The 16,765-nt window shown below is 70.8% G+C and carries 13 protein-coding genes and 1 pseudogene; 8 read left to right on the top strand and 6 right to left on the bottom strand.

From position 1 onward, the window contains the following. Positions 1 to 56: 56 nt before the first annotated feature. Positions 57 to 335 (bottom strand): annotated as a pseudogene (locus SNA_RS45090) (DUF6542 domain-containing protein); the annotation flags it as partial. A gap of 979 nt (positions 336 to 1,314) precedes the next feature. Between SNA_RS45090 and ychF the strand changes: the two are divergent. Both ychF and SNA_RS33550 read left to right on the top strand, forming a co-directional pair. Further along, the gene (ychF, locus tag SNA_RS33555; RefSeq protein WP_030064342.1) at positions 1,315 to 2,403 is read left to right on the top strand and encodes a redox-regulated ATPase YchF; all 1,089 of its coding nucleotides are present in this window, start codon (positions 1,315 to 1,317) and stop codon (positions 2,401 to 2,403) included. Between the two features lie 271 nt (positions 2,404 to 2,674). Then, complete coding sequence (locus SNA_RS33550; protein ID WP_030064341.1) at positions 2,675 to 4,798, top strand: ATP-binding protein; 2,124 nt, start codon at positions 2,675 to 2,677, stop codon at positions 4,796 to 4,798. 6 nt (positions 4,799 to 4,804) lie between these two features. Here SNA_RS33550 and SNA_RS33545 read toward each other — a convergent pair whose 3' ends face one another. From SNA_RS33545 to SNA_RS33535, 3 genes are all read right to left on the bottom strand, one after another. After that, complete coding sequence (locus tag SNA_RS33545; protein ID WP_037788852.1) at positions 4,805 to 6,046, bottom strand: hypothetical protein; 1,242 nt, start codon at positions 6,044 to 6,046, stop codon at positions 4,805 to 4,807. 1,240 nt (positions 6,047 to 7,286) lie between these two features. After that, positions 7,287 to 7,550: a type II toxin-antitoxin system RelE family toxin gene (locus tag SNA_RS33540; protein WP_030064339.1), complete on the bottom strand. Its 264-nt coding sequence runs from the start codon at positions 7,548 to 7,550 to the stop codon at positions 7,287 to 7,289. After that, a complete protein-coding gene (locus tag SNA_RS33535) occupies positions 7,543 to 7,809 on the bottom strand; it encodes a type II toxin-antitoxin system Phd/YefM family antitoxin (RefSeq protein ID WP_030064338.1) in 267 nt (88 codons plus the stop codon). The genes SNA_RS33540 and SNA_RS33535 overlap by 8 nt, the downstream gene beginning before the upstream one ends. 602 nt (positions 7,810 to 8,411) lie before the next feature. Between SNA_RS33535 and SNA_RS33530 the strand changes: the two genes are divergently transcribed. Then, positions 8,412 to 9,392, top strand: coding sequence for an alpha/beta fold hydrolase (locus SNA_RS33530; RefSeq protein ID WP_241779937.1), 981 nt, complete (start codon positions 8,412 to 8,414; stop codon positions 9,390 to 9,392). Positions 9,393 to 9,539: 147 nt separating this feature from the next. Here SNA_RS33530 and SNA_RS33525 read toward each other — a convergent pair whose 3' ends face one another. Then, complete coding sequence (locus tag SNA_RS33525; RefSeq protein ID WP_044368101.1) at positions 9,540 to 10,922, bottom strand: FAD-dependent oxidoreductase; 1,383 nt, start codon at positions 10,920 to 10,922, stop codon at positions 9,540 to 9,542. Positions 10,923 to 11,164: 242 nt separating this feature from the next. Next, positions 11,165 to 11,950 carry a PIG-L deacetylase family protein gene (locus SNA_RS33520; protein ID WP_044368100.1) on the bottom strand — a complete coding sequence of 262 codons (786 nt, stop codon included), beginning with the start codon at positions 11,948 to 11,950 and terminating at the stop codon, positions 11,165 to 11,167. A 329-nt stretch (positions 11,951 to 12,279) separates the two neighbouring features. Here SNA_RS33520 and SNA_RS33515 point away from each other — a divergent pair, with 329 nt between their 5' ends. The 5 genes from SNA_RS33515 to SNA_RS33495 all read left to right on the top strand — a co-directional run bounded on the left by SNA_RS33515 (position 12,280) and on the right by SNA_RS33495 (position 16,718). Next, on the top strand, positions 12,280 to 13,032 hold the full coding sequence (locus SNA_RS33515; RefSeq protein ID WP_030064334.1) for a GntR family transcriptional regulator: 753 nt from the start codon (positions 12,280 to 12,282) through the stop codon (positions 13,030 to 13,032). Between the two features lie 284 nt (positions 13,033 to 13,316). Next, a complete protein-coding gene (locus SNA_RS33510; protein WP_030064333.1) occupies positions 13,317 to 15,005 on the top strand; it encodes an APC family permease in 1,689 nt (562 codons plus the stop codon). 224 nt (positions 15,006 to 15,229) lie between these two features. Beyond that, complete coding sequence (locus SNA_RS33505) at positions 15,230 to 15,409, top strand: SPOR domain-containing protein (RefSeq protein ID WP_030064332.1); 180 nt, start codon at positions 15,230 to 15,232, stop codon at positions 15,407 to 15,409. Between the two features lie 50 nt (positions 15,410 to 15,459). After that, positions 15,460 to 15,885, top strand: coding sequence for a (deoxy)nucleoside triphosphate pyrophosphohydrolase (locus tag SNA_RS33500; protein ID WP_198535173.1), 426 nt, complete (start codon positions 15,460 to 15,462; stop codon positions 15,883 to 15,885). A gap of 371 nt (positions 15,886 to 16,256) precedes the next feature. Beyond that, complete coding sequence (locus SNA_RS33495; RefSeq protein ID WP_037788847.1) at positions 16,257 to 16,718, top strand: ATP-binding protein; 462 nt, start codon at positions 16,257 to 16,259, stop codon at positions 16,716 to 16,718. Positions 16,719 to 16,765: the final 47 nt, after the last annotated feature.

Here is a 16,765-nt window from a genome sequence, read left to right as displayed (position 1 = left end):
GCCTTGCGGAACAGCGCCACCAGCGCGCAGATCAGGGTGCCGGCGTAGAGCCAGGGCGCATCGAGCGCGAGGACCGTGAAGATCCCCATCACCGTCCCGCCGAAGCCGTCCGGCCCGCGCTCGATCGGCAGCGCCCCCAGCGCGAACGCGATCGGCAGCGCGACCGGCGCGGCGATCAGGTCGTACGGCCGCACCCACACCGACGCACACACGCTGACCAGCACGAAGAACACGCCGTAGGGGGTCTGCTCGGAGTCCAGGAGCAGCTGGTCGAGGAAGGCGACGACGAGCAGCGCCACGGTGGCCAGCAGCCAGCAGCCGAGACCGGTGAGCATCGGCCGCGGCATCCGGCGCGACAGCCGCGCCACGGGCGCGGGCGGAGGGGGGCGCCGGGGCCGGACGCGGTAGACGGTCGCGGTCTCGCCGGTGGGGGGAGGAGGGGGTGGGGGAGCGGGGGATCCGGAGGGCCCGGAGGGGCCGCTGGGGGCACCGGGCCTGCTGGGGGCGCCGGGTCTGCTCGGGGCGGCGGGGCGGCCGGTGCGGCTGGGGCCGTTCGGGCCGGTGGGTCCGCGGGTGCGGCTGGGGGCACTCGGGCTGCCGGTGCCACCGGTGCGGCTAGGGCTGTTCGGGCTGGTGGGTCCACCAGTGCGGCTGGGGCCGTTCGGGCCGTTGGGTCCACCAGTGCGGCTGGGGCCGTTCGGGCCGCTGGGGCCGCCGGCGCGGCTGGTGCCACCGGTACCGCCGGTTCCGCCCGGCCCCACCGGCCCGCCAGCCCCCACCCCTGCGGTTCCTGTGGTTCCTGCGGTTCCTGCCGTCCCCGAGGTTCCTGGCGAGTCAGCCGGCCCGTTGGCTTCCGAGGGGCGGGGCAGCCGGGCATCGCGGCCCACGGCGGCGGCCCGGCCGCCCCGCTGCGGACGGTCCTGATACCTGCGCGCTTTGCGTTGCTCCACCCGCCAACGGTAGGCCGCTAAGTGGGATTAATCGGTCGCAGGACACGCGCTTTGACCGAGCTTGGCGGTCCTTTCACCACACGCTCGGGCGCGGCGGCCGGACGGGCCCGGGCGTGTCCGGCCGCCGCCGGACGGTGCGCGACGGACGGCGGGCGCTTCCGGTGGCGGACGCGGGCCCGCGGCCCCGCCCCGTAGACTGGTGGATCGGCCCTCCCAGGATCCGTATCCGCTCCAGGACGTCGTCCGACGGGCGCCGTCGTCCCCGTGGACGCCGTCGTCACCTCGTCGTCGCGCCGCCGTCCCACGGACCGGGACCCGGAGCGGCTGCCCACCCACCACCACCCGCGGAAGTCGAGTCGCCACCGTGTCGCTCACGATCGGAATCGTCGGTCTGCCGAATGTCGGCAAGTCGACCATGTTCAACGCCCTGACCAAGAACGACGTGCTGGCGGCCAACTACCCGTTCGCCACCATCGAGCCCAACGTCGGTGTCGTCGGCGTCCCCGACCCCCGCCTCGCCAAGCTGGCGGAGATCTTCTCCTCCCAGAAGATCCTCCCGGCCACCGTCGACTTCGTCGACATCGCCGGTATCGTCCGCGGCGCCTCCGAGGGCGAGGGCCTGGGCAACAAGTTCCTGGCGAACATCCGCGAGTCCGACGCGATCTGCCAGGTCATCCGCGCCTTCAAGGACGAGAACGTCGTCCACGTCGACGGCAAGGTCTCGCCCAAGGACGACATCGAGACCATCAACACCGAGCTGATCCTGGCCGACCTCCAGACCATCGAGAAGGTGCTGCCGCGCCTGGTCAAGGAGTCCCGGATCAAGAAGGACGTGGCCCCCAAGGTCAAGGCCGTCGAGGAGGCCAAGGCCATCCTGGAGAAGGGCGACACCCTCTTCTCCCAGGGCATCGTCCAGGGCTCCGGCAGGGAGGAGCTGCTGCACGACCTCCACCTCCTGACCACCAAGCCCTTCCTCTACGTCTTCAACGTCGACGAGGACGAGCTCACCGACGAGGACTTCAAGAACGAGCAGCGCGCCCTCGTCGCCCCCGCCGAGGCCATCTTCCTCAACGCCAAGCTGGAGGCCGACCTCGCCGAGCTGGACGAGGACGAGGCCCTCGAACTCCTCCAGTCCGTCGGCCAGGACGAGCCCGGCCTCGCCACCCTCGCCCACGTCGGCTTCGGCACCCTCGGCCTCCAGACGTACCTGACGGCCGGCCCCAAGGAAACCCGCGCCTGGACCATCAAGAAGGGCGCCACCGCCCCCGAGGCCGCCGGCGTCATCCACACCGACTTCCAAAAGGGCTTCATCAAGGCCGAGGTCATCTCCTTCGCCGACCTGGTCGAAACCGGCTCGGTAGCCGAGGCCCGCGCAGCGGGCAAGGCCCGCATGGAGGGCAAGGAGTACGTGATGCAGGACGGGGACGTGGTGGAGTTCCGCTTCAACGTCTGAATTCCACCACGCCGCTGACGCGCTGGAATTGCCTGCACAAGGACAAGTTGCCGACGGGGCTGGGGCGATCTCGCCCCAGCCCCGTCGGCAATCCACACCGTCATTGATGGTGGCCTTGCACACGAGGTTCTCGCGGGGGGCGATGTGACGTGGGCGGGGCAGGGCTCCCCGGTTTCTGTTCGGCCTGATCGTTTCGCCGGTTGGTGTGGACGGGGATACAGTCCGGCCAGGTACCGGACCGACGGAGCCGAGGACCAGGGGAGGGGCCGGCGTGTTCGAGATCGTGACGGTGGGGGCGCTCACCGCGTTTCTCACCGCGGTGGGGAACGGCGCCGCGGGGGAGATGGGGAAGCAGCTGCTCGTGACGACGGGTGCGCTGGTGCGGCGGACCCTGGGGCGAGAGGCGCCGCTGCCGGCGGGTCCGGCCGGGCGGGATGTGCTCGCGCGGGAACTGCACGCACGGCTGAGCGGGGATCAGCAGCAGAACGGGGAGTGGGCTCAGCTGTTGCGGAGCATGCCGGTGCCCGCGGTGCCGTTGGGCACAGGGGTGGGACTGCCGCCCGCCACCAGGAACTTCACCGACCGTCAGCGGGTACTGAAGCAGCTGACACAGGAGGCGGTCCGGCCGGCAGCGGGGCGGCCACGGGTCGCCCTGCTGTACGGGCCGCCGGGAATCGGCACCACCGCGGTGGGTCTGTACTGGGGTGCCGCGCAGAATGCCCGGTACCCCGACGGACAGTTCTACCTCGACCTCCGCGACGCAGCCGCGGAGAACGGTCCCGGGCCGTCGGAGGTCCTGCTGCGCCTGTTGTTGAAGATGGGGGTCGAGCGGGGACGGATTCCGCCCACGGAGGCCGGGCGTGAGGAGCTGTACCGGCGGCTGACGGCCGGTCGCAGGGTGCTGGTGGTGATCGATCACGCCTCGGCCGTGGCGCAGGTCCGCAACCTCATCCCCGCCGCCCCGGAGGTCTTCCTCCTGGTGATCGCGTCCGGTCCGGCTTTCGCACTGGAGGCGGAGCGTATCCCCGTACCGCGGTTGGGGGACCGGGATGCGGTGAAGATGCTGAGGAAGGTTGCCGGCCCGGAGAAGGTCGCGCTCGCCAAGTCGCAGCTGCCGGCGCTGCTGGGTCGCTGCGCGGGCAACGCCTTCGCGTTGAAGGCGGCGGCGATGCGCCTGTTGACCGAGGAACTGCCGTCTGCCGACCCGGCGGACGGTCCCACCGGGCACTCTCCGGTGCGCGGCATGGCCCAGGCCGCGTGCCGGGGGCTCGGCCCGGAGACGGCGAGGTTGTGCAGGCTGGTGGCGGTGGGCGGCTGGCCCGCGTTCGACGCCGGCCTGGCCGGGGCCGCCGCGGGCGTCGCTGCGGAGGATGCCGCCCGGATGCTCACCGAAGCGGTGAATGTGCAGTTGGTGGAGCCGCTGCATGAAGGGCGCCACCGTTTCCGTCCCGAGGTGCGGCGTCTCCTGGCGGACGCCGCGGGCCCGGAGCACGGCATCGCGGAGTCCTCCGCGGCGGTGTTCCGCGTACTCGATCGCCTGCTGGACCGGGCGCTGCACGCCGCACACGCCGCGCTGCCGCGGAGCTGGCGGGTCGAGCCCGCTCCGGTGGACGGCACGCCGTACGGCGACGAGGCCGCGGGCATGGCGGCGTTGCGGGCCGAGGCCGCGAATGTGATCCGGGCGGTCTCCGTGGCCCACGAATACGGCCGTCTCGATGTGGCGCAGCGTCTCGCCCGCACGCTGTGGCCGCTTCAGCTGAAGGCCGGGTACTGGGACGAGGTGCTGCCTGCGCTCCAGCTCGCGGCCCGGTGCGCCGACGAGCACGACCCGGATTCCCCCACGGCGGCGGCACTCCACTTCCAGCTCGGGCACTGTCTGGGGGAACTGCGGCGATGGGAGGAGGCCGACCGCGAGACGCAGCTCGCCGTCGTGGGCGAGCGCGCGGCGGGCCATGTGCGGGGAGAGGCATCGTCCGTGGAGCTGCTGGGCCTGCTGTTGCTGAGCCAGTGGCAGTACGGAGCGGCGTACGAGCGGTTCGTCGAGGCGGAGCAGCTGTACCGGCGGATCTCCTCCGGGCAGGCCGGTGCGGAGGACCTGCCACGCGCCCTCGCCCTGGCCGAGCGCCACCAGGGGCGTGCCCTGCGCGGCTTGGGGCGGCTGGCGGAATCCCGTATCCGCCTGGAGAGCGCGCGGGACTTCTTCGTGGCACAGAGCGAGGCGTACAACCAGGGCCGCGTGCTCACCGACCTCGCCGAGACGCTGCACGACGCCGGCGACGACGCCTCGGCACTGGCCGGTATCGCCGAGGCGGAACGCCTGCTCAGGCCGGAGGGGGCGACTCCGCACCTGGAGTACCTCGCTGGTCTTCGGCGGCGGTGCGAAGCCGCGCAGTAGCAGCCGTCACCGGGTGCACACCACCGGGTGCACGCCGCCGGCGGCATGCACCCGGAGCGTCGCCCCGCCCGGCGGCACCTCGCCGCCGTGCACCAGCCACGCGTGCAGCGCAGAGGCATACGCAGCCGGGTCGGCGTCCGCCCCCGGGCCCGCCGACAGCCGGAACACACCGAGGTGCCGGGTGCGCACGGTGCAGCGGTCCGGCCCGCTGACGTACGCGGCGAGCGCGCAGTGCGGATGACGGTGCAGGATCTCCGCGGTCCACTCGTCCGGGCCGCCCAAGCGGGGGTCGTCCGGCGGTCCGTCACGCCAGATCACGTCGGCCGTCGCCAGGTCTCCGGGATCGCGGGTGTCCTCGTGCACGGCGCGGTGTGTTTCGCCGGCGGCGTCGTACGGATGGCCCGTGGATCGCTCGATCATGACCTCCGCACCGCGGACCCGCGTGCGGACATCCAGCGGGTTGGTACGTCGCGGGGGATCGTACGGTGGCAGCGGCAGCGGCTCCAGCAGCGCGGGAGTTGCCGGCTGGGGGAGGTCCATCAGCATGTAGAAGTGCCGTCGCAGCAGTTCGGCCGAGGCTCCCGGAGCCGAGGTGGTGAACTCCGCCGGCCCGGGGATCGGCCGGTGCCGCGCCAGCAGGTCCGCCAGCTGATCGCGCAAGGGGCCCTGCGGGTCGAGCCGCGGGGCGTCGCGGACGAACGCCGCGAGCGGCGCCTCCGGGTCCAGCCTGTCCGCCCCGGCGGCTGCCAGCAGCACCGGGGTGCCCAGCGCCGCGGCATAGTAGGAGACCGCACCGAAGTCCCCCAGCACGACATCCGCAGCCAGGAGGGCCTGCCGCCAGGCGTGCACCGGATCGATCAGAGCCAGCCCGCTGCGACGGGCCCGGTCGAGCCATATGCGGATCTGGCCCGGGCCGTGCCCGTACCAGACGTTCGGATGCAGGACGGCTGCCAGCCGGTAGTCGTCGGCCGGCAGTTCGGCGGCGATCCGGGGCAGCAGACTGGGCAAGACGTCCTGGTCACCGCCGTTCCCGAAGAAACCCTCGGGGTTCCAGGTCGAGTTCAGCACGATGAGCCGTTGTCCGCGGCGCACGCCCAGGGCTTGCCGGAACCGCTCCCGGTACGGGCGGGCGGCCAGCATGCGGTCGAAGCAGGGGTCGCCGGCGAGGACGGCTGCCTTCTCGGCTTCGGGGCATACGCGGCGCAACCGTTCCAGCTGCTCCGGATGCGACAGTACGAGCCCCTCCACGAACGGCTTCCCGTCCGACAGCAGCCACTCCGCCGACAGCCCGAAGGTCGGCTCCCGGCTCCCGGCTCCCGGCTCCCGGCTCCCGGCTCCCGGCTCCCGGCTCCCGGCTCCCGGCTCCCGGCTCCCGGCTCCCGGCTCCCGGCTCAGCGAGCCTTTTAGTATATCCAACTCCGTGTGACAGAACGCTCAATCTGCCCTGAAGCTGGTGGAGTTGACCCCCGAAACTCGCAGAAACAGCCAGGTCCACCGGCGTCACCAGTGCCTGCTCCCACGGCAGCACCGGCAGGTCCAACTCCGCGAACAGTTCCCGCAGGCCGCTTTGGAACACGGACGATTCCGTCGAGGTGACCAGCAGTTGCAGCCGGAAGTCGTCGTGGAAGAGCGGCAGTACGTCCAGCAGGCGCCCGGCGGACGTGACGTTGTGCACCACGAGCAGGACCCGGCGACGCGTTGCCCGGCTGACCCAACGATCGGCGCCCTCCCCGACCGGCACGCGTATCACCGGGGGATTGGATTGCCCCACCTGTCACCTCCTGCTGGCTGCACGGTTTCCGCGGTGCTTTCCGATCACCCTAGCTGGGCACTTGCCGCCGAAACCCTTCGCCCCGGCCAGCGGCATCACCCCTCTGCAACGGCGCCTGGAGTACAAGCGATGCGTTCGCCGGCTGACCCAGACCCTGCGCACACGGTCCCGTGAAGACCCGTGTGTGATCGCCCTTGCGGAAGCCGAAACAGCGACTGGCCACCTCCTCATCGAAAGGCATCCGGCCGAGTACGCCTACGTCCGCGCCGAGCTACGCGCCCACGAAGAGCGCGACGGCTTTCTCCCCGGAGCGCTTGCCACCAGCCCGCTGCGCGCCGAGATCAAGCGCCGCGTCCTGGCAGCTCTGGCAGACGGCACATGGGCGCATTCCACACCGCCGGAAGTGTCCAGGGGTCCTTCGGATGTGTCTACGTCGGGCCGGGCACGCCCCCCTCACCGTGCCCCGGTCACTGCCAAGAGCCCGCCGTCTCCGAGCCGGAGCCGGCCCTGGCCAGGCGGCAACCGCCGACATGCGCGACCGCGGCGATCGCCGGCTGCTGGATACGTGCGGGACCGGGCGCTACGACGGGACGTTCCCGCAGGTCACTGAGGCTTCGCCGGCATTCCGCTGCAACGTCCGGTCGAACAGTTCAGATGGGGCCGGGCTCTGGCGAGCCCGGCCCCATCCGCGTCCCAGTACTGCCCGGGCCGTCGCGTTCAGGTCTCGTAGACGGCGGAACGGTGGCCGACGTGGACGACCCATACGACCAGTTCGCCGTTGTCGAGGGTGTAGATGACGCGGTAGTCGCCGACCCGCAGGCGGCGGCGCTCCGGCTGGGAGACGAGTGCGGTGGTTTTGAAGCCGTACGGATCCTTCTCCAGCTCCGTCAGCTTCGCCAGGATGCGCAACGCGGCGTCCCGTGGGATTTTGCGGAGTTCGGCCTGGGCCTCGGGACGGAAGACGGTGCGGTATTCACTCACTGCGCGCCAGCGTCTCCTTCATGACGTCCTCGATGGGGATGCCGGCCGAGCGGTTGGCCATGCGCTCGTCGATGATGCGGTTGATCTCGCGCTCTTCCCACTGCTGGTACTTGCGCAGGACCTCTATCGAGACCACGGCCGCGACTTCCTTGCCGCGCCGGGTGATGACGGTGGGGAGATCGTCACGGTCGGCCCGCTCGACGACCTCAGCCAGGTGCGCGCGGACGTCGCGGATGGACTCTATGGGCATCTGGGTCATGAGTCCAAGGGTACCGGGTGTGCCATGTGTACACAATGGAGCGGTCGTGCGGATGGGGGTGGGGAGGGGTGGTGACGGTTGGCGCATCGCGACTCGGACGAGAAAGAGAAAGTTCGATGCCAAGGGTCGATGCCAAAGGTCGATGCCAAGGGTCGATACCAGGGGCCGATACCAGGGGTCGATCCCCTCCCTTTCGGGGATTCCCTCCCCAGGGATTCCCCTCGTCTTATCTACGGGCATTTCGTCTACGGGCATTTCGGCTGGCCCGACGATCAACAATTCCGAATTGGAATTCGGATGCATAAACGAATGCATCTGATCGCGTGGAAATTTCCGGATGCCGGATCGATTCGGGTCCCGCGGCGCCCGCGCTCCCGCCTCGCCGCGGTCGGAGCGACCGGGGAGAAGTACGGGAAGTCGGGACACCGCATCTGCCGACGCACGAACCGGCCGGAGGCCAGTCGGAAGCGACCGGGTTGTACCTCGCCGCCCGGCCACGGGCGTCGGCGTTTGGGCTCTGTCCATTATGGCCCGGGTGGGGCGGTGAAGTCATCGTTCGCGCAGGGGATTTCGGTCACTTTTTACGGGCCTAGCGTGGACGCATGACTGAAGGAATGACGGAAGAATCGCCCCGGGAAGGGCGCCGGGAAACGACCCAAGTGGCGGTGGAAGGCGTCTGCGTTGCGGGTGACGGCGTATCGCTGGCCGTACGCGATTACGGCGGCGACGGGCCCACCGTCCTGCTGCTGCACGGCGCGGGGCGGACGCTGGCGGACTGGGAGCCGGTGGCGCCGCTGCTGGCCGTACGGCATCGGGTCGTGGCGATGGATCTGCGGGCCCATGGGCGGTCGGGGGACGGCACGCGTCCTTGGACGTTCGAGACGGCGACCGGGGATGCGGCGGCGGTGCTGGACTCCTACGGGACGGCGATGGCGGACGCCGTGGTCGTCGGGCATTCGATGGGCGGGATGGTGGCCGCGCTGTGTCTGGAACGGGGCGCTCGGGCGGCGGTGAATCTGGACGGTCACGGGATGGGGCGGCCCGAGCAGTACGTGGGGCTGGATGCCGGGTACGTGACGCAACGGCTCGCCGAGGCACGGAAGTTCGCCGACGAGGCGGGCGGGCGGCCCTTCCCGGCCGAGGCGTTGGCCGGGGTGCTCGGCTATCAGGCCTCTATGGCAGGTCAGTTGGGGATCGCGTACGCGTTGCTGGAGGCGGGGGTGCGGCGGTCGCTGGGGGAGACGCCGGACGGGCAGTTGTTCCTGCGGCCGGGGCGTGAACGGGCGCGGGAGGCACAGGAGGCGATGGCGGGGCTCGATCTGTTCGCGCTCTACCGGCGAATCACCCGGCCGCTGCTCATCGCCCGCGCCCTGCGGCCGAACCCACCGGTGCCGGGCGTACCGCCGTGGTTCGACGCGCTGATGGCGGCCTACACGGAGGGCCTGCGACGCGATCTGGACGAGCTGGCACGGACGCAGGAGCGAGTGACGGTGGCGGGGGTCGACGCCACCCACGCGATGCTGCTCGAACGGCCCGCCGAGATCGCCGCGTTGGTGACGCGCTTCGTGGCGGCGAGCGCCTGACGGAGGGACGGAGGCGGAGGCGGAGGGGTGACGGGGGTGACGGGGCGAGGCGCGGGCGAGGCGGGACGCCACGGCACACCCCCGCCCGATACGCCCCGCCGCCTCCCCGCTGGGCCCCCGCCAGATCCCCGCCCCCGCTCCATCTGCCTAATGGGCCTGACGGGTGCGGCGGCCGGACAGGGCCTGGCCGATGACTTTGGCCACGACCGTGGGATGGAACAACGCGGTGGGCGGGGCCACCATGTTGGCCACCCGCGCGAAGCGGGACCACACCCGTGCGTCGCGGACCGACACCTCGAAGAGGTGCTTGTTGTACCAGTGGGCGATCCTCGCCGTGAGGGGCTGGCCGTGCGGGCTCCACATCAGGTCCGAGCTGCTCGACAGGGTCCACGGCGTCAGCACGATGCGTGCCACCGCGCGCTGGTAGCCCCTGCTCAGACCGTCCAGGCCACCGGACCTGAGCTTCTTGCGGTCGGTCAGCATGCGATGAAGGAGCTCGGCTTCCATCGCGGCGACGGTCAGGCCCTGCCCGTAGACGGGGTTGAACACGCAGACCGCGTCGCCCAGGGCGATGAGGCGGTCCGGCCAGTCCTTGAGCTTGTGGTAGAGCCGCCACTGATTGTTGACATTGGTGTAGCGATAGGTCGGCTCCTCGGTGGTGCGGCCTTCGATCTGCTCGGCCAGCAGGGGGTTCTTCAGGCTCTTCGCGAAATCCAGATAGGCGGCGTTCTCGGTGGGCGGCAGCTGGTCCTCGAATCCGAACAACGAGCACATCCAGCGGTTGCGCTCCACTGCCAGGAGGACACCGCCCCGAGGGGTGTGGGGGGCGAACGTCATCTGGTAGGCGATGTTGAAGTCCGGCCGGTTCTTCTCCGGCCGTTCGAACTGTGTCGAGGTGTAGGTGATCTTCGCCTTGACGACGCGTTTCTCGGGCGCGGGCAGGCCCATCTCCGCGAGCCAGTCGTCCAAAGCGCCTGCCCGTCCGGAGGTGTTGACCACCAGGTCCGCCGCGAGCTCCGTGGGTTTCTCGTCGCCGTCGGTACGGTAGAGCACCCGGTCCACCGTCCCGGGGCCGCTCATTTTCAGACCGTGGCACCGGGTGGCCGGAAGCAGCGTCACCTGGGGCAGCGCGAGCACCTTGCTGCGCAGGCGCCGCTCCAGTTCGTCCCGGGTGAACGTCTGGACCTTCACGCCCGTGCGCCGGCGCGGGGCGAACCCGGCGGGCAGGAGGAAACTGATGTGTTCGCCGTAGTCGAACACCGGGGCTCCGATGTCCTTGAGTTCCGCGCGGAGCCCCGGGAACAACGTCTCCAGGACCTCTGCGCCCTTGGCCAGCAGGGCGTGGGCGTGGTAGCCCTGCGGCACATGCGGGTGGGTGCCGGTGTGTTCGTCGAGCGGGTCCTGTTCGAGGATGACCACTTCGGCGAAATGGTCGGCCAGTACGCGGGCCGTCACGAGACCTGAGTAGCCTCCGCCGATGACGACGGCCTTCCCCCATGTGTCACCGTGCCTGACGGCTCTGACCTTCATGAGTGCACCCCTCCTTGAGCGCCGGCGGAGCCCGGCAATCCTGGTGAGGTACCCCTCTGCGCATCGCCTCGTCCATCGCCGCCGGGGCGCACGGCGGCACGCCGGGGGTGTTCGGCACCCGCCGTGCGCCCCGGCGGCGACGTAACAGGCGAGGGATTCCGGCCAACCGCATCCCGGCCAACCACATCCCGGCCAACCGGATTCCGGCCAACCACATCCCCGCCTACCCCGGCAACAGCGCCCTACCGCGGAAACACCTGAAACAGCGTCGCCGGGCGTCCCCGATAGCGTTCACCGCCCATGCGGAGCATCTGCTCGATGAAGGTGCGGGCGTAGGCCGCGGGGTCCTGCTCGGTGCCGACGAGGCCCTTGATGTACGCCTCGTGGGCGGCGAGCGAGGCGACCGCGCGCTCGATGCCGGGGCCGACCTCCGCGGCATGGGTGGGGTACGGGGAGCCCGCCACGGCCACCCAGCGCACGCCCGTCCACGGGGCGAGGCCCTGTTCGTCCTTGAGCTCGGGGAAGATCCAGCGGTTGCCCGCATCGCCCGCCGCGTCCAGGACGGCGCGGCCCACCACCCGGTGGTCGGGGGTGTTCCACTGGACACCGCCCCAGGTGTCGTGGTGGTTGAGGGTGATCAGCAGCTCCGGGCGGTGGCGGCGGATGGCCGCGGCCAGATCGCGGCGCAGTGCCGTGCCGCCCTCTATGACGCCGTCGGGGTGGTCGAGGAACTCGACGGTGTCCACCCCCACGAGCGCGGCGCCGGCGCGCTGTTCGGCCTCGCGGAGCGCGGCGCATTTCTCCGGCGCGATCCCGTCGATCCCGGCCTCGCCCCGGGTGGCCAGCAGATAGGTGATCTCCCGTCCGGCCGCGGTCCATTCGGCGATGGCGGCCGCGGCGCCGTATTCGAGGTCGTCGGGGTGGGCGACGACGGCCAGGGCGCGCTGCCAGTTGTCGGGCATGGGGGAGAGCCGGAGTTCCTCGCCCGTACGGAGCGGGACGGGTGGCGATCCGGGCTCGATGGGCATCGCGGATCCCTTTCCTCGGATTTCTTCGGAGCGTGCGGTCAAAAGCGTGCGATCAAAGCGTGCGATCAACCTGTGAGGCGGCCGGGCCGTGAGGTGATCGTGTCATGTCCGGGGGCGCGTGGGCGTGCATTTGGGGAGTGCGGTGCCGGGGATGCGCGTGGTTCACGGGATGGGAGGGGCGTGTGCTGCACGATGGGCCGATGGCGGGGCGCATCGCAAGCCGGTTGAGCTGCAATGCATCGCTTTACGCCATGCTTTGGCCCTGGGTTGCGATGATGAACACGCGGTTGCCACGCTGTTGCTGACTGTCAAGCTGTTGGGAGGGGCACGTGCCTTTCGGTGAGCAGCCCGCGTACCTCCGCGTCGCAGGCGACCTGCGCCAGAAGATCGTCAACGGGTTGCTGCCGCCGCACACCCGCCTCCCCTCCCAGGCCCGTATCCGCGAGGAGTACGGCGTCTCGGACACCGTCGCCCTGGAGGCGCGCAAGGTCCTGATGGCCGAGGGGCTGGTCGAGGGCCGCTCGGGATCGGGCACATACGTACGCGAGCAGCCCGTGCCGCGCCGTATCGCCCGCGCAGGTTTTCAGACGGGCTCGTGCACCTCGCCCTTCCGTCAGGAGCAGACCGATGAACGGGTGAAGGGGACCTGGGAGTCCAGCAGTCGCCAGGAGGGCGCCGGTACGGCGGTCGCGGCGCGGCTGCGGATCCCGGCGGGCGGCAGGGTGATGCGGACCCGCTATCTCTTCCGGGCCGAGGGGGAGCCGTCGATGCTCTCCACCTCCTGGGAGCCGCTGGAAGTGACCGGGCGCACCCCCGTGATGCTGCCGGAGGAGGGGCCGCTGGCCGGGCGCGGGGTGGTCGAGCGGATGGCGGCCATCGACGTCGTGGTGGACAACGTCATCGAGGAGGTCGGGGCGCGGCCGGGGCTGGCGGAGGAGGCCATGGCGCTGGGCGGGGTGCCCGGGCATGCCGTTCTGGTCATCTCCCGTACGTACTTCGCCGGCGGCCGCCCGGTCGAAACGGCCGATGTGGTCACCCTCGCGGACCGCCACCGGGTCACCTATCACCTGCCGGTGCGCTAGCGGGCCTTCCTGGCGCCTCCCTGACGCTTTCCCGGGCCTCCCTGGCGCCTCCCGTACGCCCGGACAACGAATCCCGAACGCCGCCCCGCGGTCCGCAATACCTCAACCGGTCATCCGGTATGCCCGGATTTCTCCGCACCTGGGGTCCGTATATCGGTGTTGGAAACCTCACACCGCCTCAACTCAGCGCGTCTTTTTACTGCCTTCGGGAACCCGATCTTCGAATTCGCTCTTACGATGGCGAAGTTTGTGCACGGCACGGGGGAAGACCAGGAGACCAGCACGTGACCACGACGAAGACACCGAGCGCGGAGCAGGGCTCGCGCTCGAACTACCGTCGGTCCCTCGGGACCATTGCCCTGACCGCCACTGGTCTCGGGTCCATCATCGGTTCGGGCTGGCTCTTCGGAGCCCAGCGGGCCGCCGCCATCGCCGGACCGGCCGCGATCCTGGCCTGGGTCATCGGAGCGCTCGTGGCGCTCACGATCGCGCTCACCTACTCCGAGCTCGGCGCGATGTTCCCGAAGGCGGGCGGCATGGTCCGCTACGGCCAGTACTCGCACGGTTCGCTCGCCGGCTATCTGGCGGCCTGGGCCAACTGGATCGCCATCGTCTCGGTCATTCCGGGCGAGGCGACCGCCTCCGTCCAGTACATGAGCTCGTGGAAGTACGACTGGGCGCACGCGCTCTACGACGGCAAGGAGCTGACCGGCACCGGCGTCGGGCTCGCCAGCGTCCTGCTGATCTTCTACTTCTTCATGAACTGGTTCGCGATCTCGCTGTTCGCGAAGACGAACACCGCGATCACGGTCTTCAAGGTCGTCGTGCCGGTGCTGACCGCCAGCGCCCTGATGTACGCGCACTTCGACACGCACAACATGGCGCGGCAGGGCGGCTTCACCCCCAACGGCTGGAGCTCGGTCTTCACCGCCGTCGCCGTCTCCGGCATCGTCTGGGCCTACAACGGCTTCCAGTCCCCGCTGAACCTCGCCGGTGAGGCCCGCAACCCGGGCAAGTCGCTGCCCAAGGCCGTCATCTCCTCGATCATCATCGCGCTGGTGATCTACGTCGCCCTCCAGGTGGCGTTCCTGATGGCGGTGCCCGGCGACAAGCTCGGCGCCGACGGCTGGTCCGCCCTCAACTACAACTCCCCGCTGGCCGACCTCGCCGTCACCTGGGGCCTGAACTGGCTGGCGCTGCTGCTGTACGCGGACGCCTTCATCTCGCCGTCCGGTACGGGCATGATCTACGCCGCCACCACCTCGCGCATGATCCAGGGCGTGCAGGAGAACGGCCATCTGCCCGGCGTCTTCGGCAAGGTGGACAAGAAGACCGGTGTGCCGCGCCCGGCGCTGCTGCTCAACCTCGTGATCGCCTTCCTCTTCCTCGCGGTCTTCCGCGGCTGGGGCTCGCTGGCCGAGATCGTCTCCATCGCCACGGTCATCTCGTACATCACCGGCCCCGTGGCCGTGATGGCGCTGCGCCGGATCTCGCCGGATCTGGTGCGCCCGGTCAAGCTGCGGGCGATGCCGGTCATCGCGCCGATCGCGATGATCTTCGGCTCGCTGGTGCTCTACTGGGGCCGTTGGCCGCTGACCGGCAAGGTCATCCTGATCATGGCCGTGGGTCTGCCGGTGTGGGCCTGGTACGAGATCGGCAAGCCGCTCACCCAGGGCCGCAAGCCGTGGGCCGAGCTGGCCCCGCACCTGAAGGCCGGCGCCTGGATGGTGGCGTATCTGCTGGTCATGGCCACCGTGTCGTTCTTCGGCGGCAAGGAGTTCGGCGGCAAGGGCTACATCCCCGAGGGTGTGGACCTCGCCCTGGTCGCGGCGCTGGGCCTGGCCTTCTACTACTGGGGTGTGCGCAGCGCCTGGCGCAACCCGACGCTGGTCGCGACCGAGGCGGAGCTCGCCGCCGAGGCCGCCGAGGCCGCGGCGGAGGGCGACAAGGACAAGGCCCCCGTGGGCGCCTGATTCCGTCCCCGTACGTCGCGTACGGCTCCCGTCTCTCACCGGCCACTTGCGGGCCGCTCCCGGTCCCCGGGGGCCCGCGGGTGGCCGGTTCGGTATCTCTTTGTGCCAATTCGAATGCGGTGCGTAAAGGTCGGGCGTACGCTCGGGCATATGCGGATTGCGATTTCGGCATCAGCACAGGAGGGGCGCATGACGGCGCAGCGTGCGGCGGACGGAGGGGCGCAATGAACGACACTGGGGCCGTGCTGCCCTGGCTCGTCATCCGCCAGGACGAAGGCGGCAACCGCTATCGCGTCGGCCGTTATGCCACCCGGGCGGAGGCCGAGCGGGTCGCCGACCGGCTGGACACCAGGGGGCGCCGCCAGCTCTACGTGGTCGAGCGGGTGGGCCGGGCGACCACCTGAGGGGACGGGAGCAGGGGCGGGACGGCGACGGGGGACGTAGGCTGCGGCGCATGACGACCGTGCGCGTAGTGGTGGGTGCAGCGGTGTGCGACCGCGGGCGGCTGCTGGCCGCGCGGCGCAGCGCACCGCCCGCCCTGGCGGGCCGCTGGGAGCTGCCCGGCGGCAAGGTGGAGGACGGCGAGACGCCCGAGCAGGCGCTGGTGCGTGAGCTGCGCGAGGAGCTGGGTGTCGAGGCGGTGGCGCAGGACCGGATCCCCGGCGAGTGGGTGCTGCGGCCCGGCTTCGTGCTCCGGGTGTGGACGGCCCGGCTGCTCTCCGGCCGACCGCGCCCGCTCCAGGATCATGACGAGCTGCGCTGGCTGCTGCCCGGCGAGGAGCAGCAGGTCGACTGGCTCGACCAGGACCGCCCGGCCGTCGCCGAGGCGATGCGCCGGCTGTCCGCGGTGCCCGTACAGCAGCGCGGCGCGCTGTCGTAACGGCGCCGGGGCCGCGGCCGTGCCCCTGGCCGCCCGCGGCGTCCCGTGGCGCGGCGTGCCGCCCTGCCGCTGGACGCGCCGTTCTGCTGCACGCGCCGCCCCGCTCGGCGTGCGCGACCGCAAACCCGGCGTGCGGCCGCGGCAGCGTACCGGCGGGGGGTGGAGCGCGCGACGATACCCACCGGAACCCGCCGGTCCGCTCGCCGCGCGAAGATGCGCCATTTGTGCCACAGTGCACGGTTGAAGGCGATACTTAGGTCCCGATACCGGGTATGTCCTGATTAACCCCGGCAGAGCAGGCGAATGTGCCAGGCGCGCACTCAGCAGCCGTACCGAGCCGGCCCGTCGACGGGGGCCCATCGGCGTGGGAAGTGATCGGCGTGAGCGACAGCGCAGCGGCAGGGGCCCCCGAGCCGTCCTCCCCGCACGCCCGCCGGCGCACCATGGCCTCCGGTTCACCGATCGCCGAATGGAGCTTCCCCGCCGACCCGGGAGCGGTACGCACCGCCCGCACCAAGGTCCGCGAAACCCTCGACGACTGGGGCCTGAACGGCGCCGTGGACGTGGCCGTCCTCCTCGTCAGCGAACTGGTCACCAACTCCCTGCGCCATGCCACCGGCCCCATCGGCGTCCGCATGGTGCTGCTCAGCTCCGGCGCGCTCCTCGTCGAGGTCTCCGACCCGCTGCCCGACCCCCCACGGGAACGCACCGCCACCCCCGACGACGAAGGCGGCCGCGGACTGCAGCTGGTCGCGTGCAGTTCCAAGCGCTGGGGCACCCGGCGGGGAAAGACTGGCAAGACAGTGTGGTTCGAGCTGTCGGTGGCTGGTTAGGAGACATGTGGAGTCCTGATCGTTGCCATTTCATCGACATTCTGTGG

The organism is Streptomyces natalensis ATCC 27448 (genome assembly GCF_000935125.1).
Taxonomy (GTDB): domain Bacteria; phylum Actinomycetota; class Actinomycetes; order Streptomycetales; family Streptomycetaceae; genus Streptomyces; species Streptomyces natalensis.
The sequence above is the reverse complement of the archived record's forward strand: the minus strand, read 5'-3'. Positions and strand labels throughout refer to the sequence as shown.

Coding starts and splice junctions, on each gene's coding strand:
- SNA_RS33525 (WP_044368101.1), bottom strand. CDS start 10,922: ATGAAGGTCAGAGCCGTCAGGCACGGTGACACATGGGGGAAGGCCGTC.
- SNA_RS33535 (WP_030064338.1), bottom strand. CDS start 7,809: ATGACCCAGATGCCCATAGAGTCCATCCGCGACGTCCGCGCGCACCTG.
- SNA_RS33500 (WP_198535173.1), top strand. CDS start 15,460: ATGACGACCGTGCGCGTAGTGGTGGGTGCAGCGGTGTGCGACCGCGGG.
- SNA_RS33520 (WP_044368100.1), bottom strand. CDS start 11,950: ATGCCCATCGAGCCCGGATCGCCACCCGTCCCGCTCCGTACGGGCGAG.
- SNA_RS33530 (WP_241779937.1), top strand. CDS start 8,412: ATGACTGAAGGAATGACGGAAGAATCGCCCCGGGAAGGGCGCCGGGAA.
- SNA_RS33505 (WP_030064332.1), top strand. CDS start 15,230: ATGAACGACACTGGGGCCGTGCTGCCCTGGCTCGTCATCCGCCAGGAC.